General features: G+C 71.0%; 12 protein-coding genes and 1 pseudogene. 8 read left to right on the top strand and 5 right to left on the bottom strand.

Annotated features, from left to right (window positions below):
* Window positions 1-234: SDR family NAD(P)-dependent oxidoreductase (locus tag B7767_RS25465; RefSeq protein ID WP_143652633.1), on the bottom strand; the 234-nt coding region annotated here is incomplete at its 3' end.
* 185 nt (window positions 235-419) lie between these two features.
* Here B7767_RS25465 and ppk2 point away from each other — a divergent pair.
* The gene (gene ppk2, locus B7767_RS25460) at window positions 420-1,406 is read left to right on the top strand and encodes a polyphosphate kinase 2 (protein ID WP_085574241.1); all 987 of its coding nucleotides are present in this window, start codon (window positions 420-422) and stop codon (window positions 1,404-1,406) included.
* Between the two features lie 5 nt (window positions 1,407-1,411).
* Here the strand turns inward: ppk2 and yicI are convergent, their stop codons facing one another.
* Entirely contained in the window at window positions 1,412-3,682 is a 2,271-nt protein-coding gene (yicI, locus tag B7767_RS25455) for an alpha-xylosidase (RefSeq protein ID WP_085574240.1), read from the bottom strand.
* Between the two features lie 293 nt (window positions 3,683-3,975).
* Between yicI and B7767_RS25450 the strand changes: the two genes are divergently transcribed.
* Genes B7767_RS25450 through B7767_RS25435 form a run of 4 tightly spaced genes read left to right on the top strand, consistent with a single transcriptional unit; the run spans window position 3,976 to window position 8,447 of the window.
* Entirely contained in the window at window positions 3,976-5,235 is a 1,260-nt protein-coding gene (locus tag B7767_RS25450) for a sugar ABC transporter substrate-binding protein (RefSeq protein ID WP_085574239.1), read from the top strand.
* Between the two features lie 11 nt (window positions 5,236-5,246).
* A complete protein-coding gene (locus tag B7767_RS25445) occupies window positions 5,247-6,200 on the top strand; it encodes a carbohydrate ABC transporter permease (RefSeq protein WP_085574238.1) in 954 nt (317 codons plus the stop codon).
* 5 nt (window positions 6,201-6,205) lie between these two features.
* The gene (locus B7767_RS25440; RefSeq protein WP_085574243.1) at window positions 6,206-7,033 is read left to right on the top strand and encodes a carbohydrate ABC transporter permease; all 828 of its coding nucleotides are present in this window, start codon (window positions 6,206-6,208) and stop codon (window positions 7,031-7,033) included.
* 34 nt (window positions 7,034-7,067) lie between these two features.
* Window positions 7,068-8,447 (top strand): GH1 family beta-glucosidase, encoded by a 1,380-nt coding sequence (locus B7767_RS25435; protein ID WP_085574237.1) that lies wholly within the window; start codon window positions 7,068-7,070, stop codon window positions 8,445-8,447.
* A gap of 13 nt (window positions 8,448-8,460) precedes the next feature.
* Here the strand turns inward: B7767_RS25435 and B7767_RS25430 are convergent, their stop codons facing one another.
* The 3 genes from B7767_RS25430 to B7767_RS25420 form a co-directional block, all read right to left on the bottom strand.
* Entirely contained in the window at window positions 8,461-9,696 is a 1,236-nt protein-coding gene (locus tag B7767_RS25430; protein WP_085574236.1) for a PP2C family protein-serine/threonine phosphatase, read from the bottom strand.
* A 101-nt stretch (window positions 9,697-9,797) separates the two neighbouring features.
* On the bottom strand, window positions 9,798-10,550 hold the full coding sequence (locus B7767_RS25425; protein WP_085574235.1) for an IclR family transcriptional regulator: 753 nt from the start codon (window positions 10,548-10,550) through the stop codon (window positions 9,798-9,800).
* A 99-nt stretch (window positions 10,551-10,649) separates the two neighbouring features.
* Window positions 10,650-12,077, bottom strand: coding sequence for a cellulose binding domain-containing protein (locus tag B7767_RS25420; protein ID WP_085574234.1), 1,428 nt, complete (start codon window positions 12,075-12,077; stop codon window positions 10,650-10,652).
* Between the two features lie 158 nt (window positions 12,078-12,235).
* On the opposite strand from B7767_RS25420, the pseudogene B7767_RS25415 reads away from it, so the two are divergent.
* From B7767_RS25415 to B7767_RS25405, 3 genes and pseudogenes are all read left to right on the top strand, one after another.
* Window positions 12,236-13,057, top strand: a pseudogene (locus B7767_RS25415) (RNA-guided endonuclease InsQ/TnpB family protein); the annotation flags it as partial.
* 392 nt (window positions 13,058-13,449) lie between these two features.
* On the top strand, window positions 13,450-14,295 hold the full coding sequence (locus tag B7767_RS25410; protein WP_085574233.1) for a GntR family transcriptional regulator: 846 nt from the start codon (window positions 13,450-13,452) through the stop codon (window positions 14,293-14,295).
* Between the two features lie 285 nt (window positions 14,296-14,580).
* Window positions 14,581-15,618 carry a GDP-mannose 4,6-dehydratase gene (locus B7767_RS25405; RefSeq protein ID WP_085574232.1) on the top strand — a complete coding sequence of 346 codons (1,038 nt, stop codon included), beginning with the start codon at window positions 14,581-14,583 and terminating at the stop codon, window positions 15,616-15,618.
* Window positions 15,619-15,866 lie beyond the last annotated feature (248 nt).

Here is a 15,866-nt window from a genome sequence, read left to right as displayed (position 1 = left end):
CTCGGCGACCTGCTCCGCGCCCGCCTCGGTGGTCACGTCCGCCGCGACCGGCACGACGTCGGCGCCGGGCACCTCCCGTTCGAGGGCGGCGGCGCTGTCCCGTACGCGTTCGGCGGAGCGCCCGTTGACCGCGACCCGGGCGCCCGCCCGCGCCAGCCCGGTGGCGATCGCCGCGCCGATGCCCTGGGTGGAACCGGTGACCAGCGCCGTACGGCCCTTCAGATCGATCTGCACGTCGTGCGTCCCCTTCGTCTGGGTACCAGTGCCTGCATGAGATGCCCGAACACGGACGGAAGGCGCTGCTCGCGCACGCGCTCCGCCCGATCCTGCTCCTTCCCCGCACCCGTGCCCGAATCACCGCAAAACGCCCGGTGGGCATACGCTTCTTGTGACGCACTCGTAAAAACGCGGGAGGCGACGTGACGGCCGAACACACGGACGCGCCGGACGGCCGGACGAAGGCCGGCGGCGACGACCTGCTCCACGGGCTGGAGGTGGACGACCGGCGCCCGGAGCGGCCCGTGCTGCTCGACGCCGACGGCACCCCGATCGAGACCTGGCGGGAGAACCACCCCTACGACCGCAGGATCCGCCGGGCGGAGTACGACCGCACCAAGCGCATCCTGCAGATCGAACTGCTGAAGATGCAGCGCTGGGTCAAGGACACCGGCCAGCGCATCGTCGTGCTCTGCGAGGGACGGGACGCGGCCGGCAAGGGCGGCACCATCCAGCGGTTCATGGAGCGCCTCAACCCCCGTGGCGCCCGCGTGGTCGCTCTGGAGAAGCCGACCGAGCGGGAGGCGGGACAGTGGTATTTCCAGCGCTACGTGGCCCACCTGCCGGCCCGCGGCGAGATCGTCTTCTTCGACCGCTCCTGGTACAACCGCGCGGGCGTCGAGCGGGTCATGGGGTTCTGCACGGACGCCGAGTACCACCAGTTCCTCGAACAGGCGCCCCTGTTCGAGCGGCTGCTCACCGACGACGGCATCATGCTGGTGAAGTTCTGGTTCTCCGTGTCCCGGGCCGAGCAGCGGACCCGGTTCGCGATCCGCCAGGTCGATCCGGTGCGCCGCTGGAAGCTGTCGCCGATGGACCTCGCCTCGCTCGACCGCTGGGACGACTACACCAAGGCCAAGATCGAGATGTTCCGGGCGACGGACACGTCCCACGCACCGTGGACGGTCGTGAAGAACAACGACAAGCGCCGGGGCCGGCTGGAGGCCATGCGCAGCCTCCTCGACCGCTGCGACTACCCGGCCAAGGACCACGGGGCGCTGGGCAGGCCGGACCCGCTGATCGTGGGCGCGGCGGACACCCTGCTGGAGGCCGGTGAGGAACCCGAGGCCCTCTCACCGACCCCCCTCGCGGGACCCGGTCACGGTCCGGGCAGTCACCCGGGTGCGTGACCCCGTCATCCCAGCGGCAGCGTCACCTCGCCCGTGCCCTGTGCCTCGGCCCCGCCGGGCACGCGCACGGTGAACGGGCGGTCGGTCCCGGACGCGGTGACCCGCAGGACGTCGCCGTCCCGCCGGACCCGGAACGTCGCGGCCGCGAGCCCCGCCGTGTCCGGCACGGTGACCTCGGCCGCGTAGTCGGGCGCGGCCGAGGGATGCACGAGCAGGACCGGAGCGTCCAGCCAGTCGCCGTCGGGCCGGGAGTCGTCGCCGGCCAGCGCCAGCACGGCGCCCTCACGGACGTACAGCGGCAGGCTGTCGTAGCCGTGCCGTTCGGTGCGCCAGCACGGGCCGGTGACCCGCTCGCCGCTCAGCAGGTGGGTCCAGGTGCCCTCGGGCAGGTAGACCTCCACCTCGCCGTCCTCGCTGAACACCGGGGCGACCAGCAGGTCGGGGCCCAGCATGTACTGGCGGTCGAGCGGGCGGCACGCCGGGTCCCGCGGGAACTCCAGCACCATGGGCCGCATCACCGGCACGCCCGTGCGGTGGGCCTCGACGGCGGCGCCGTACAGGTACGGCATCAGGCGGTGCTTGAGCAGGGTGAACCGCCGGGCGACGTCGACCGCCTCGTCGCCGAACTCCCACGGAACCCGGTACGACGTGGAGCCGTGCAGCCGGCTGTGCGAGGAGAGCAGGCCGAAGGCGAGCCAGCGCTTGAACACCTCGGGGACGGGCGTGCCCTCGAAGCCGCCGATGTCGTGGCTCCAGAAGCCGAACCCGCTCAGCGACAGGGACAGGCCGCCCCGCAGCGACTCGGCCATCGCCTCGAAGGACGACCAGCAGTCGCCGCCCCAGTGCACCGGGTACTGCTGCCCGCCGGCGGTCGCGGACCGGGCGAAGAGCACCGCCTCGCCCTGCCCGCGCTCCTTCTCCAGGAGCTCGAACACCGTCCGGTTGTACAGGTGGGTGTAGTAGTTGTGCATCCGCTCGGGGTCGGAGCCGTCGTGCCAGACGACATCGGTGGGGATGCGCTCGCCGAAGTCCGTCTTGAAGGTGTCCACGCCCTGGTCGAGCAGCGGCTTGAGCTTCGACTGGAACCAGGCGCGGGCGTCGGGACTGGTGAAGTCGACCAGGCCCATGCCGGCCTGCCACAGGTCCCACTGCCACACGTCGCCGTCCGGGCGGCGCACCAGGTGCCCGAGGGCGGCGGCCTCGTCGAAGAGCGGGGACTTCTGCGCGATGTACGGGTTGATCCAGATGCTGATCCGCAGGCCCTTCTCCTTGAGCCGGGCCAGCATGCCCTCCGGGTCGGGGAAGACGTCCGGGTCCCACTGGAAGTCGCACCACTGGTACTCGCGCATCCAGAAGCAGTCGAAGTGGAACACCGACAGCGGGATGCCGCGCTCGGCCATGCCGTCGACGAACGAGGTCACCGTCGCCTCGTCGTACGACGTGGTGAAGGAGGTGCTGAGCCACAGGCCGAACGACCAGGCCGGCGGCAGGGCCGGGCGTCCGGTGAGGGCCGTGTAGCGGCCGAGGACGTCCTTCGGGGTGGGGCCCGCGACGACGTAGTACTCCAGCGCCTGGTCCTCGACGCTGAACTGGACCTGCCCGACGGACTCGGAGCCGATCTCGAAGGAGACGGCGCCGGGGTGGTTGACGAAGACGCCGTAGCCCCGGGAGGACAGGTAGAACGGGACGTTCTTGTAGGCCTGCTCGCTGCTCGTGCCGCCGTCGGCCTGCCAGACGTCGACGGTCTGGCCGTTCTTGACGAACGGGGTGAAGCGCTCGCCCAGGCCGTAGATCTGCTCGCCGACGCCGAGCGACAGCCGGCTCAGCACATGGTGGGCTCCCTCGCCGGTGGTGGCGAAGGCGGTGCTCTTGGCGCCGGCGCGGGTCAGCTCGCGTCCGTCCGCGTCGTGGAAGGAGAGCCCGAAGGGACCGGCCCCGTCCAGGCGCAGGGTCAGGGGACCGCTGGTCAGCTCGGTCACGGTGCCGTCCTGGCGTACCGTCCCCGCGCCGTCCGGGTCCCCGGTGAGGGCGAAGTCGGGGCCCGGCCGGTACTTGCCCGCGTGGTGGGTGACCCGGACGCCGATCACACCCTCGGCGGGGGAGAAGCACTCGACCGTGATCAGTGGCGCGTTGAGGGTGTCGCCCCTGCGTGTCACTTTCTTCACGGCGGCGTAGCCGGTGAAGCGCTTCGATTCCGGGCGCACATCGCGCACTTCGGTGGCGTACGAGATCTGGACGCCGTCGCGGATGCGCCAGAAGCCGTCAGTGAATTTCATGGTCTTCCTCGGAGGGGGAGGTCGGCAGAGGCTCGGAAGGAAGCTTCTGACCAGGAACTATGACAGGAGACGCAGAACCTGTCACGCCTTGGCGCAAGCAGATCGTATCGCTGGGGGTCTAGCGCGACCGGCTTCCGCTGGCGTATTAGTAATCAGGCAAAACAAATTACACCCGGTGCAGCGCCAGGCAACACCTCGGCGAGAGCCGCCTCAAGTCGAAGCGCTTCACCTGCCTCCTGAAAGAGCACCGGCTCAGCGCACGCTGGGCCGGTCCCCACGCAAGGGCACCCACCGTGACAGCACATCCTCCGGTTGCCGCACACCGCGCGCGCGGACGTTCGCGCGGAGCCGTCACGTCGTTCGCCGCCGTCTCCGTCCTCATCGCCGGAGCGGCGCTGACCGGCTGCGCACAGCAGCGCGACAGCGACGTGTACACCGTGATGAACTCCTCGACCGACGAGACCTACCACCGCTGGGACGCCGAGGCGATGGCCCGCTGCGGCGAGCAGCTGGGCGTCACCGTCGAGCAGCAGAGCGTCCCCGCCTCGCAGGTGATGACGAAGGCCCTGCGCATGGCCTCGTCGAAGTCGCTGCCGGACATCGTGCAGTTCGACGCCTCCGAGATGCCGACCTTCGCCGACGCCGGCGGGCTCGTCGACCTGCGCACCCTGGGCCTGGCCACCGACGACATTCCCGAGGGCATCGTCGACTTCGGCTCCTACCAGGGCACGTACTACGGAGCGGCCCGCTCCGTGAACACCCTCGCGCTCTTCTACAACAAGGACATCCTGGACGAGGCGGGCGTGCGGGTGCCCACCACCTGGGACGAACTGCGCCGGGCGGCGAAGGAGCTCACCGAGGGCAACCGGTACGGCGTGGCGCTCAGCGCGGGCGGCGCCGAGGACGGCGTCTTCCAGTTCACGCCGTTCATGTGGTCCAACGGCGGTGACGAGACGGATCTCGACAGCCCCCAGGTCGTCGGGGCGCTCGACTACTGGAAGGCGCTGCTGCAGGACGGGTCGCTGTCCAAGTCCACGGTCAACTGGACGCAGGCCGATGTGAACGACCAGTTCATGGCCGGGAACGCCGCGATGATGATCAACGGCCCGTGGCAGGTCGAGACCCTCAACACCGACAAGTCGCTGCACTGGGAGATCGCGCAGATCCCCGTCCCCGAGGCGGGTGCCGACTCGGTGGGGCCGCTCGGCGGCGCCGTGCTCACCGTGCCCAACACCGGTGACACCGAGCGCGAGAGGACGGCCGGCCGGATCGTCGCCTGCCTGGCGAGCGAGAAGGAACAGCTCACCTACGCCCTGAACAGCTGGATGGTCCCGGCCAACGAGAAGGCCGCCGCGAAGTGGCGCGAGGAGGTGCCCGAGCTGGACGCGCTGGCCGACCAGGTCGCCGCCGCCCGGTCCCGCACCGCCAAGCTCGGCGCCGGCTGGTCGGGCGTGTCGCTCGCCCTGCAGAGCGCCTTCCAGTCCGCCCTGACCGGCCAGTCCAGCGAGACCGCCCTGCAGCGCGCCCAGCAGCGCGCCACGAGCGGGAACTGAGGTACGCGCCCATGACCACGTCCACCGTCACCGCCGTGGCGTCAGCCGAGACGTCCGGCAAGGCCGCCGCGCCGGACCCGGGCCGGCAGCGCCTGCGCCGCAGGCTCGCCCAGTGGGGCTTCGTCGCCCCCGCCGTCGTCTTCATGCTGCTGTTCTTCGGCTACCCGCTCGTCCGCAACATCGTGATGAGCTTCCAGCACTACACGCCGAAGACGTTCTTCACCGGCGAGGCCCCCTTCAACGGCACCGACAACTGGTCGTCCGTCTTCCAGGACGTCCTGTTCGGCAAGGCCCTGTGGCACACCCTCGTCTTCACCGCCGGCTCCCTGCTCGGCCAGTTCTGCATCGGCCTCGCCCTCGCCGTCTTCTTCAACCGCAGGTTCCCCCTGAACGGCGTCCTGCGGTCGCTGATCCTGCTGCCCTGGCTGGTGCCCATGGTGGTGTCCGGCATCGTGTGGCGCCGCATCCTGGACCAGGACACCGGCGTACTGAACACCTTCCTCGACACCCTGGGCCTGGGCGGTCAGACCCCATGGCTGACCAGCCCCGACATGGCGCTGCTGTCGGTGATCCTGGTCAACATCTGGATCGGCATCCCGTTCAACATGGTCATCCTCTACGGCGGCCTCCAGGAGATCCCCAAGGAGCTGTACGAGGCGTCCGCCCTGGACGGGGCCTCGGCCTGGCGGACCTTCCGCTCCATCACCCTGCCGATGCTCAAGCCGGTGATCACGGTCGTCCTGGTGCTCGGCTTCATGTCGACGGTCAAGATCCTCGACCTGATCCTCGCCCTCACCGACGGCGGGCCCGCCGACGCCACCCAGACCCTGGGCACGCTCACCTACCAGAACTCCTTCGTGGAGCTGGACTTCGGCGCCGGCGCGGTCGTCGGCAACGTCCTCATCATCGTCTCCGCGGTGTTCGCGGTGTTCTACCTGCGGGCCAACCGCACCGAGGGGAAGTGACCGACATGGCCGCTCACACTCCCACCGCGTCCCGGCGCCGCTGGGGCTCCACCGTCGCGGGCGTGCTCATCCTGGGCGTGATGCTCTTCCCGCTGTACTGGATGCTCAACACGGCACTCCAGCCCGAGTCCGGCCTGCTCCAGGTCGACCCGGTGCCGGGCGGCCTGGACCTCTCCGGGTTCTCCAAGGCCGTCACCGACCAGGGCGGTCACCTGCTGACCTCCCTGCTGGTCTCGTTCGGCGCCGTCGCCATCTGCCTGGTGGTCTCCGCCCCGGCGGCCTACGGCCTGGCCCGGTTCGGCCTGCGCGGCTCGCGCACCATCGTCTTCGGCACCCTGATCACCCAGATGGTGCCGGGCATCGTCATCGCCAACGCCCTCTACAACTCGTACGTCGACCTGGGCCTGGTGAACTCCTACTTCGGCCTGATGCTCGCGGACGCCTCGCTCGGCATCCCGTTCTCCATCGTCCTCATGCGCTCCTTCATGGTGTCCATCCCGGGCGAGGTCATCGAGGCCGCCGAGATCGACGGCGCCGGTCCGGTACGGGTCTTCCTGCGGGTGGTGCTCCCGATGAGCCGCAACTCGCTGATCACCTCCGGCCTGTTCGCGTTCCTGTTCGCGTGGAGCGACTTCATGTTCGCGCTCACCCTGAACACCACCGACGACGTCAAGCCGATCACGCTGGGCATCTACCAGTACATCGGCGCCCACGTCGGGGACTGGGGCGCGGTCATGGCCGCGTCCGTGCTCTCCGCCGTCCCGGCCGCGATCCTGCTCGTCCTCGCCCAGAAGTACATCGCCGCCGGCATCACCGGGGGCTCCGTCAAGTGATCACCACCGCACGCACCGAGATGGACCGACACGCATGAGCGACTTCCCCCGTTTCCCGCCCGGCTTCGTCTTCGGCGCCGCGACCGCCTCGTACCAGATCGAGGGCGCGGCGTACGAGGACGGCCGCGGCCCGTCGATCTGGGACACCTACAGCCACACCCCCGGCCTGGTCGCGAACGGCGACACCGGTGACGTCGCCTGCGACCACTACCACCGCTACCCCGAGGACGTGGCCCTGCTGCGCGACCTCGGCGTCGGCTCGTACCGCTTCTCGGTCGCCTGGCCGCGCATCGTGCCCGACGGGTCCGGCCCGGTGAACCCCAAGGGCCTGGACTTCTACTCCCGCCTGGTCGACGAACTCCTCGCCGCCGGCATCGAGCCCGCCGCCACCCTCTACCACTGGGACCTCCCGCAGGCACTGGAGGACCGGGGCGGCTGGCGGGTGCGGGACACGGCGGAGCGGTTCGCCGAGTACGCGGCCGTCGTCGCCGGGCACCTGGGTGACCGGGTGCCCCGCTGGATCACCCTCAACGAGCCGTGGTGCAGCGCCTTCCTCGGCTACTCCGTCGGCCGCCACGCGCCGGGTGCCCGCGAGGGCCGGGGCGCCCTGGCCGCCGCCCACCACCTGCTGGTCGGCCACGGACTGGCCGTCCAGGCGCTCCGGTCCGCAGGGGTCCGCGAGGTCGGCATCACCCTCAACCTCGACCACCACCTGCCCGCCACCGGCTCCGCCGCCGACCGTGAGGCCGTCGTACGCGCCGACACCCTGCACAACCTGGTGTGGACGGAGCCGATCCTCGCCGGGCGCTACCCGGACACCGAGGAGGACACCTGGGGCGAGCTGATCACCGCGCAGGACTTCCGCCGCGACGGCGACCTGGAGCTGATCAGCCGGCCGCTGGACTTCCTCGGCATCAACTACTACCGCCCGATCGTCGTCGCCGACGCCCCGTACCGGGAGGGCGACCCCGCCCTGCGCGTGGCGACCGACAACCGTTACGCCGAGACGTCGATGCCCGGCGTCCGGCACACCGCGATGGGCTGGCCGGTGGCCCCGGACACCTTCACCGACCTCCTGGTGGACCTGAAGGAGCAGTACGGCGACGCCCTGCCGCCGGTGCACATCACCGAGAACGGCTCCTCCGAGGACGACGAGGTGAGCGCGGACGGCGCCGTGCACGACACCGACCGGGTGGCGTACCTGCGCGACCACCTCACCGCGCTGCGGGCCGCGATCGACGCGGGTGTGGACGTGCGCGGCTACTACGTGTGGTCGCTGCTGGACAACTTCGAGTGGGCCTTCGGCTACGACAAGCGCTTCGGCATCGTCCGGGTCGACTACGACACGCAGGAGCGCACCCCGAAGGACAGCTACCACTGGTACCGGCGCATGATCGCCGCCCAGCGGCCCTGACGGACCGGCCGTCCTAGGCGGCGCCTTCGCGGTCGGCGAAGGCGCCGCCGGCGCCCGCTTCCGGCCGCGCCGTGAGCGGCAGGACGACGGGGGAGTCCGCGTCCGCCGCCCCGGCGCCGACGGTGGGCTTGCGCAGCAGGAGCAGCGCCGCGTCGTCGTGCAGCCGGCCGCCCACGTGGTCCAGCAGTTCCTGGTGCAGCGCGGCGAGCGTGCGGGTCGGCTCGTCGCACAGATGCCGGGCCAGGCCCTCGGCCAGCGGGTAGAACTCACGGCCGGCGTCGCGGGCCTCCGTGACCCCGTCGGTGTAGAACAGCAGCTGGTCCCCCTCGGTGAAGGACACCACCTGAAGGCCGGGGGACTCGCCCGACAGGGCGCGCAGCCCCAGCGGCGGCGCCGGACTGACGGGGTCCACCGGCACCACCTCGGTGCCGCGGACCAGCAGCGGGGGAGCGTGTCCGCAGTTGACCACCTCCAGCCGCCCCGGCTCCGGGTAGCCGGCGACCACGGCGGTGACGAAGTCGTCGGCACCGAGGTTGCGGGCCAGGCTCCGTTCGATCCGGCGGACGACGTCCAGCAGATCGGGCTCGTCGTAGGCGGCCTCCCGGAAGACACCGAGCACCAGGGCGGCCGTCCCCACGGCCGGCAGCCCCTTGCCGCGCACATCGCCGACGATCATCCTGACCCCGTACGGAGTGGGGATCAGGGCGTAGAGGTCACCGCCGATCCGGGCCTCCGCCGCGGCGGCGCTGTAGCGGACCGCCGTCTGGAACGGGCCGACGGTCTCCGGAACCGGGGTGAGCAGGGCGTGCTGCGCGGTCTCCGCGACGGAACGGACGGCGGCGAGCACCCGCTCGCGGCGTTCCCGCAGGGCGCTGGCGAGCGTGCCGGCCAGGGCTACGGTCATCAGCGCGGCGAACACGACGGCCAGCTCCGAGGCCGACATGCCGTGCCGGGCGCCGATCGCCGGGCCGAGGAGGGAGGCCGGGAGGCCGACACCGAGGACCCCGGCCGGCCGGCTGGTGGCCGCCGCCAGCGCCGGAGCGGCGGCGAGCAGCGGCAGCCAGACCTTGCCGGTCCCGCCGACGAGGTCGACGCACATGACGACGCAGACGATCAGTACGGAGAGGGCGGGTGTACCGGCGGCCCAGTGCGCGACGGCGCGTGCCCGGGGCGACCACCCGTGGCGGGTCCCCCGCTTGTACTGCTGCATCGGCCAGTGGTCGCGTCCATGCTGACGGGCGTGACTCATGTGTCGTCCGAAGTCCTCACCTTTGTGCGGCGTGCGCGCATCCGTAATGTCTGACTTAATCAGGAAAGGTGATCGTTGCGAACGTCACAAGGGTGTGCTTTTCAGATAGTGAACGACAGCCCCCGGGTCACCCGCCCGGCGGTCGGCAGGAGGCGCTCGCGGACCTCGTCGAGCCGGTGCAGCCGGTCCTTCGGCATGGAGACGCCGAGCGAGCCCAGGGTGTCCCCGCTGTAGACCGGCACCGCGACGCAGACGGTGCCCAGGGAGTACTCCTCCAGGTCGGTGACGGCCGGGGCCAGGGCGCTGCTCTCCAGCCGGCGCACCAGCTCCTCGGCCGTGGTGATCGTCCGCGGGGTGAGGTCGTTGAGGGGGTGCCGGGAGAGGTACTCCTTGCGCGCCTCGTCGTCGAGCTCCCGGAGCACCGACTTGCCCAGCGCGGTGGCGTGCCCGGCGTCCTCGAACCCCACCCAGAGTTCGGCCCGCGGGGTGCGGGGGCCGTCGACGATCTCGGCGACGCGGATCTCGCCGTCCTCGTAGAAGGTGAGGTAGGCGGCGGTGGACAGCTCGTCCCGGAGCGCGGCGAGCGCCGGCCGGACCCGGCTGAGCAACGCCTGGCCGCCGCCCGTGGTGTGCAGGGTCTGGAACCGGTCGCCCAGGACGAATCCGCCGTCGTCCAGCTTGCGCAGGTACCCGTCGTGCACCAGCGTGCGCAGCAGGTGGTAGGCGGTGGCCAGGGGCAGTCCCGTCTCCCGTGCCAGCTGTTTCGCCGGCGCGCCGTTCTGATGGGCGCTCGCCGCCTCCAGCAGCCGGAAGGCACGCTGCACGGAGGTGATGAGCGTCGGGCCCGCACCCATGCGACCAAGCCTGCGCCGGACGCCCGCCGTAGGCAAGAGGAGCCCCCGCCCCGGCGGGGCGGGGGACCTCCGGGGAGGACGACGGACGGGGTCAGGCCGTCACGGCGCGGGGACCTCGTCCACGAAGGACGTGCCGGCGGCCCGGTAGGCGTCGATCCTCGCGGTCACCTGGGCCGGGGTGAGCACCCGGTCCTTGACGTGCAGCACGTAGTCGACCTGCTGGTCGTAGGCGCGGGGGGTGGCCGACGTCTGGCCTTCGAGGTCGATCAGCCACTGGTTGAAGTTGATCGACATCGGGCGCTCCGGCAGGTACGCCGCGTCGTGCGTGCCGAAGTGCCGGCCGTCCACGTAGTAGGTGATGGCGCTGTCGTCGATGGTCACCACCAGGTCGTGCCAGCCGGCGAAGCTTTGCCGGCTCTCGCTGTGCTGGTTGACGGCCTGCCAGGGATCCGGGGCATAGGTCTCCCAGGAGGTCGTGTAGAGGATGTTGGACGGCTCGCCCCAGCCGCCGTTGGGCAGGTACTCGAAGTCGTACTCGGCGTAGTCGTCGGCCATCGGGGCCTTGAGGTCGTTGATGGTGAAGAAGGTCTGGACGACGCGGTCGCCGTCGGGACCGTACTTCGGGGTGTCGGAGAACCGCACGCGGGCCGCGTAGGTGCCGTTCCTGAACTTCGTGCTCCTGGTGAGGACCTCGGTGTGCCTGGTGGAGGCGCCGGTGCCCGCGGTGGAGGTCTCCAGGTTCATCACCGAGTTGCCGCCCGGGGCGCTGAACGTGACCTTGGACGGGTCCCAGGTCGCGCCGGGCACACCGGGGCCGCCGGAGTTGGACCGCACGCTCCAGCCGTGCGCGGAGATCGCCGGGTCGGTGTGCGAGGTGTAGTCGAAGTCGTCGAACAGGGTCTGGCCGCCGCCCGGCGGGTCGGTCGGGTCGGTCGGATCGGTGGGGTCGTTGCCCTCGGGGGCGGTGCCCCACACCGTGGCACCGGCGAGCTGGGCGGTGACCTTGTCCCAGTCGGCGTACGAGGTCCGGGCGCCGTCGAAGGAGTAGTCGTCGCTCTGCCTGAGCGTCTGCCAGTCGGCCCGGTGGAAGCGCAGCTGCATGTCCCCGGTGTCGGCGCCGGGAGCCAGCGACCCGGCGGAGGCGGTGAACCCGATCTCCAGGTAGCGGTCGGCCGTCGCGGTGGGGTGGGCGAGCGTCCCGAACGTGCCGGTGACGGCGGAGCAGCCCCTGACCGCCCAGGAGCAGGCGAAGCGGTACGAGGCGTTCGGGGAGTCGGCCTTGAAGTAGTAGCGGATCCTCACCTGACTCAACTGCACGGTGGTGGAACCGGTGTTGCGGACCTTGAACCAGGGCTCGCTCTGGTCGGCGGTGGCCCCGCCGGAGCCGGTGCGGTACTGGACGGCGAGGGCGCCGTCCGCGGCGGCGGCGGTGGTGGTGGCGGGGAGGCCGGCCAGGGCGGCGCCGCCGAGCAGGGCGGTCAGTGCGAGTGCCGCTCGGGTGCGGCGGCTGGTGGGACGAGTGCTCATCGGTGCTCTCCTTTGCGGATACCCCCGGCTTCAGCCGGGGGAGGAAACGAAGCTCCCGCGGAGCGGGGCGGGGAAAGCCGGTTCGCCGCAGGGGCGGACCGGCTTTCACCCCAAACCACCGGCAGCTCGTCACAAACTGATGGGCTGGTATGTGAACCGTGCGGACCACCCCTGTGAAGCGGGCGTTCAAGTACCGCTTCCATCCGACCGATGCGCAGGCAGCCGAGCTGTCGCGCACGTTCGGCTGCGTGCGGAAGGTCTACAACCTGGCACTCGCCTCCCGCACTCAGGCGTGGATGCGGCAGGAGCGGGTGACCTACAACCAGACGTCGGCGATGCTGACGGACTGGAAGAAGACCGGGGAACTCGCGTACCTCAACGAGGTTTCCTCCGTCCCGCTCCAGCAGGCCCCGTGCCACCTGCAGACGGCGTTCACCCACTTCTTCGGCAGGCGGGCCCGGTATCCGCGGTTCAAGTCGCGCAAGAAGTCGCGGAAGCCGGCGGAGTACACCACCAGCGCGTTCCGGTTCCAAGACGGCCGGCTGACGCTGGCGAAGCTGGCCCAGCCGCTGGACATCGTGTGGTCCCGTCCGCTGTCCGAGGGTGCGTCGCCGTCCACGGTGACCGTGTCGCAGGACGCGGCCGGACGCTGGTACGTGTCCCTGCTGGTCGAGGACCCGACAGTTCAGCCGCTCCCGGCCACCGATACGGCCGTCGGTGTCGACGTCGGGCTCGACCACCTGCTGACCCCCTCCTCCAGGCTGTGCTCCGCCTGCGGCACCCCGCGGGGCAAGATGCCGCTGCACGTCCGCACTTGGACGTGCGACTGCGGGACGACCCATGACCGGGACGTGAACGCGGCGCGCAACATCCTGGCCGTCGGACTGACGGTGTCTGTCTGTGGAGCTGGCGTAAGACCTCAACGGAGCACTCCGGGCGGGCAGTCGGCGATGAAGCAGAAACCCCCACGGCGCGAGCCGTGGGAATCCCCCTCCTTCAGGAGGGGGAGGAAGTCAACCGTGTTCCTTTCGCTGTGGGGGTGGCGCACGGTGGATCGTCTGTGCGGCGTGTGCGGGTGCCGCCGCGCGCCATGGAGCGCGAGGGGTGGCCCGGACCCTCGCGGGACACGCGCGGACGGACGGACGGCGAGCGGCGGTACACGCACGGCCCTCGGGATTGACCAGTTGGACCCCGAGGCTTTACCAGTCGATGTCGAACGAAGGTGGCATAGACCAATGTGGCCGTCAACCCTCCTGGCAGTCACGGGACTTGATGCTCTTCAACGGTCCCTCTCGGTCGGCGGACCAGTTATGGTCGAAGCCGTACCAGTGCTACGACGACCCGCCGATCCGACGACGAACGAGGGTCCCGCATGGAGATCGATCCCGCCACCTCGGGCGCCGTGCTCAAGCGCGAACGGGTCCGCGACGCGATCCTCGAGCTCATCGAGGCCCGGCGCCCCGGCGACGCCATCCCCTCGGAACGCAGTCTGTGCGCCCGACTCGGGGTGTCCCGGCCCACGTTGCGCGCCGCCGTGGACGAACTCGTGGTCGCGGGACTGCTGGTGCGCGAGCACGGCCGCGGCATGTTCGTCGCCGCCGAGAAGATCACCCAGGAACTCGTCCCGGAGCGGAGCTCCTTCGCCGTGCCCCGGGCCGGGGGTGTGTGGACCAGCCGGGTCCTGGAGCTGCGCACCCTGCCGGCCGGCGCGCGGGTGGGCCGCAGACTGCGCGTCTCACCCGCGGCGCGCATCCGGTACGTCGCCCGCCTCCGGCTGGTCGACGGATCACCCATGGCCATCGAGTACCTGCACCTGCCGGCGGACCTCGTGCCGGAGCTGACCAGGGAGGAACTGGAACAGGGCGATCTGTACGAGCACTTCCGCGACCGCCACGGTGTGCGGGTCGGCGAGGCGGTGCAGTCCATCGAGCCCACCGTGGTGACCCGCGCGGAGGCGGAGCTGCTCGAAGTGCCCGAGCTGTCGCCCGCCCTGCTGTTCGAACGCCTCACCACCGACACCGGTGACCGCCCGGTCGAGTACGTCCACTCGCTCTACCGGGGAGACCGGTACCGCATCGTCTCGCGGCTCGCCCTCGCTCCCCGTACCGTCCCCGCGCCGCCGCCCGGGGGACACCATCCCGGCATCCCTCCCGGGGACTTCCCGTCCGGCGGGCCGGTCGCCTTCTCCACCCGTGGCGTGGTGCAGAACGACCGGTGAGCCGGCGAAGGCCCCGCCGGCGGACCCGTGCCGGGGGAGGCGCGCCCGGTGTCCGCCCGTCCCCGAAGACTCGGAAATTCCTTAGCCGTTTCGGTGCTTGCATGGCTGCCACGAGGACGGCTCGTGAGTCAGCGCGGGCCGCGCGCCCCGGTATCCGGCACACCGGCCCTCCGGCCCGTGTGCCGGAGGGCGCGCGTCCCGCGTCGAAGGCCGCCGCTTCCGGCCCGCGGGCGCGGTGCGGACTCCCGCCGACCGGTCCTCCCCGTGGCGGTGGAAAGAGAGAAGATGTCCAAGCGCGCACTGATCACCGGAATCACCGGACAGGACGGCTCGTACCTGGCGGAACACCTGCTGAGCCAGGGGTACCGGGTATGGGGGCTCTGCCGTGGCCAGGCCAATCCGCGAAGGGACCGGATCGCCGAGCTGATCCCCGGCCTGTCCTTCGTGGACGGTGACCTGATGGACCAGGGCAGCCTGGTCTCCGCGGTCGACCTGGTCCAGCCCGACGAGGTCTACAACCTGGGGGCCGTCTCGTTCGTCCCCATGTCCTGGCAGCAGCCCGAACTGGTCACCGAGGTCAACGGCACCGGCGTGCTGCGCATGCTCGAGGCCATCCGCATGGTCAGCGGACTCAGCAGGTCCTCCGGCGGCGGCCTGCGGGGCCAGATCCGCTTCTACCAGGCGTCGTCCTCGGAGATGTTCGGCCAGGTCGCCGAGAGCCCGCAGAGCGAGACCACCCGCTTCCACCCGCGCAGCCCGTACGGCGTGGCCAAGACCTTCGGCCACTACATCACCCGCAACTACCGCGAGTCGTTCGGGATGTACGGCGTCTCCGGCATCCTCTTCAACCACGAGTCCCCGCGCCGCGGCGCCGAGTTCGTGACCCGGAAGATCACCCTGGCCGTGGCCCAGATCAAGCTGGGCCTGATGGACAAGGTCAGCCTCGGCAACCTGGACGCCGAGCGCGACTGGGGCTTCGCCGGCGACTACGTGCGCGCCATGCACCTGATGCTCCAGCAGGAGGAGCCCGGCGACTACGTCGTGGGCACCGGGCGGATGCACACGGTGCGCGACGCCGCGCGCATCGCCTTCGAGCACGTGGGCCTGGACTGGCGCGACCACGTGGTGATCGACCCCGGTCTGGTGCGGCCCGCCGAGGTCGAGACGCTGTGCGCCGATGCGACCAACGCCCGCAAGGAACTGGGCTGGGAGCCCGAGGTCGACTTCGAGCAGCTGATGCGCATGATGGTCGAGTCCGACCTGCGCCAGGCCTCCCGCGACCGCGACTACAGCCGGCTGGTGGCCGCCACCGGCAGTTGGTAGGCCCGTCGGACCGCCCCGCGCCAGGGCGCCACACACTAGGGATTTCCGCAGCCGTACCGCCCGAGACTGGGCCCATGGTCTGCGGAAGTGTGTGCGCACCACGCGTGCTGCGCGCGTGGTGCGAAGGAGTCGCCGCGGCGGTCCCCGCCCGGCGCGGTGCCGGGGAACGGCCGCGGACAGGCGGACCCCGGCACCGCGTACGGCCCGGTCCGCCCGGCGGGTGACCTCCCGCACCGGCCGCACCCCCG

Origin of the sequence: Streptomyces sp. 13-12-16 (assembly GCF_002114215.1) — a bacterium.
Classification (GTDB): domain Bacteria; phylum Actinomycetota; class Actinomycetes; order Streptomycetales; family Streptomycetaceae; genus Streptomyces.
The sequence above is the reverse complement of the archived record's forward strand: the minus strand, read 5'-3'. Positions and strand labels throughout refer to the sequence as shown.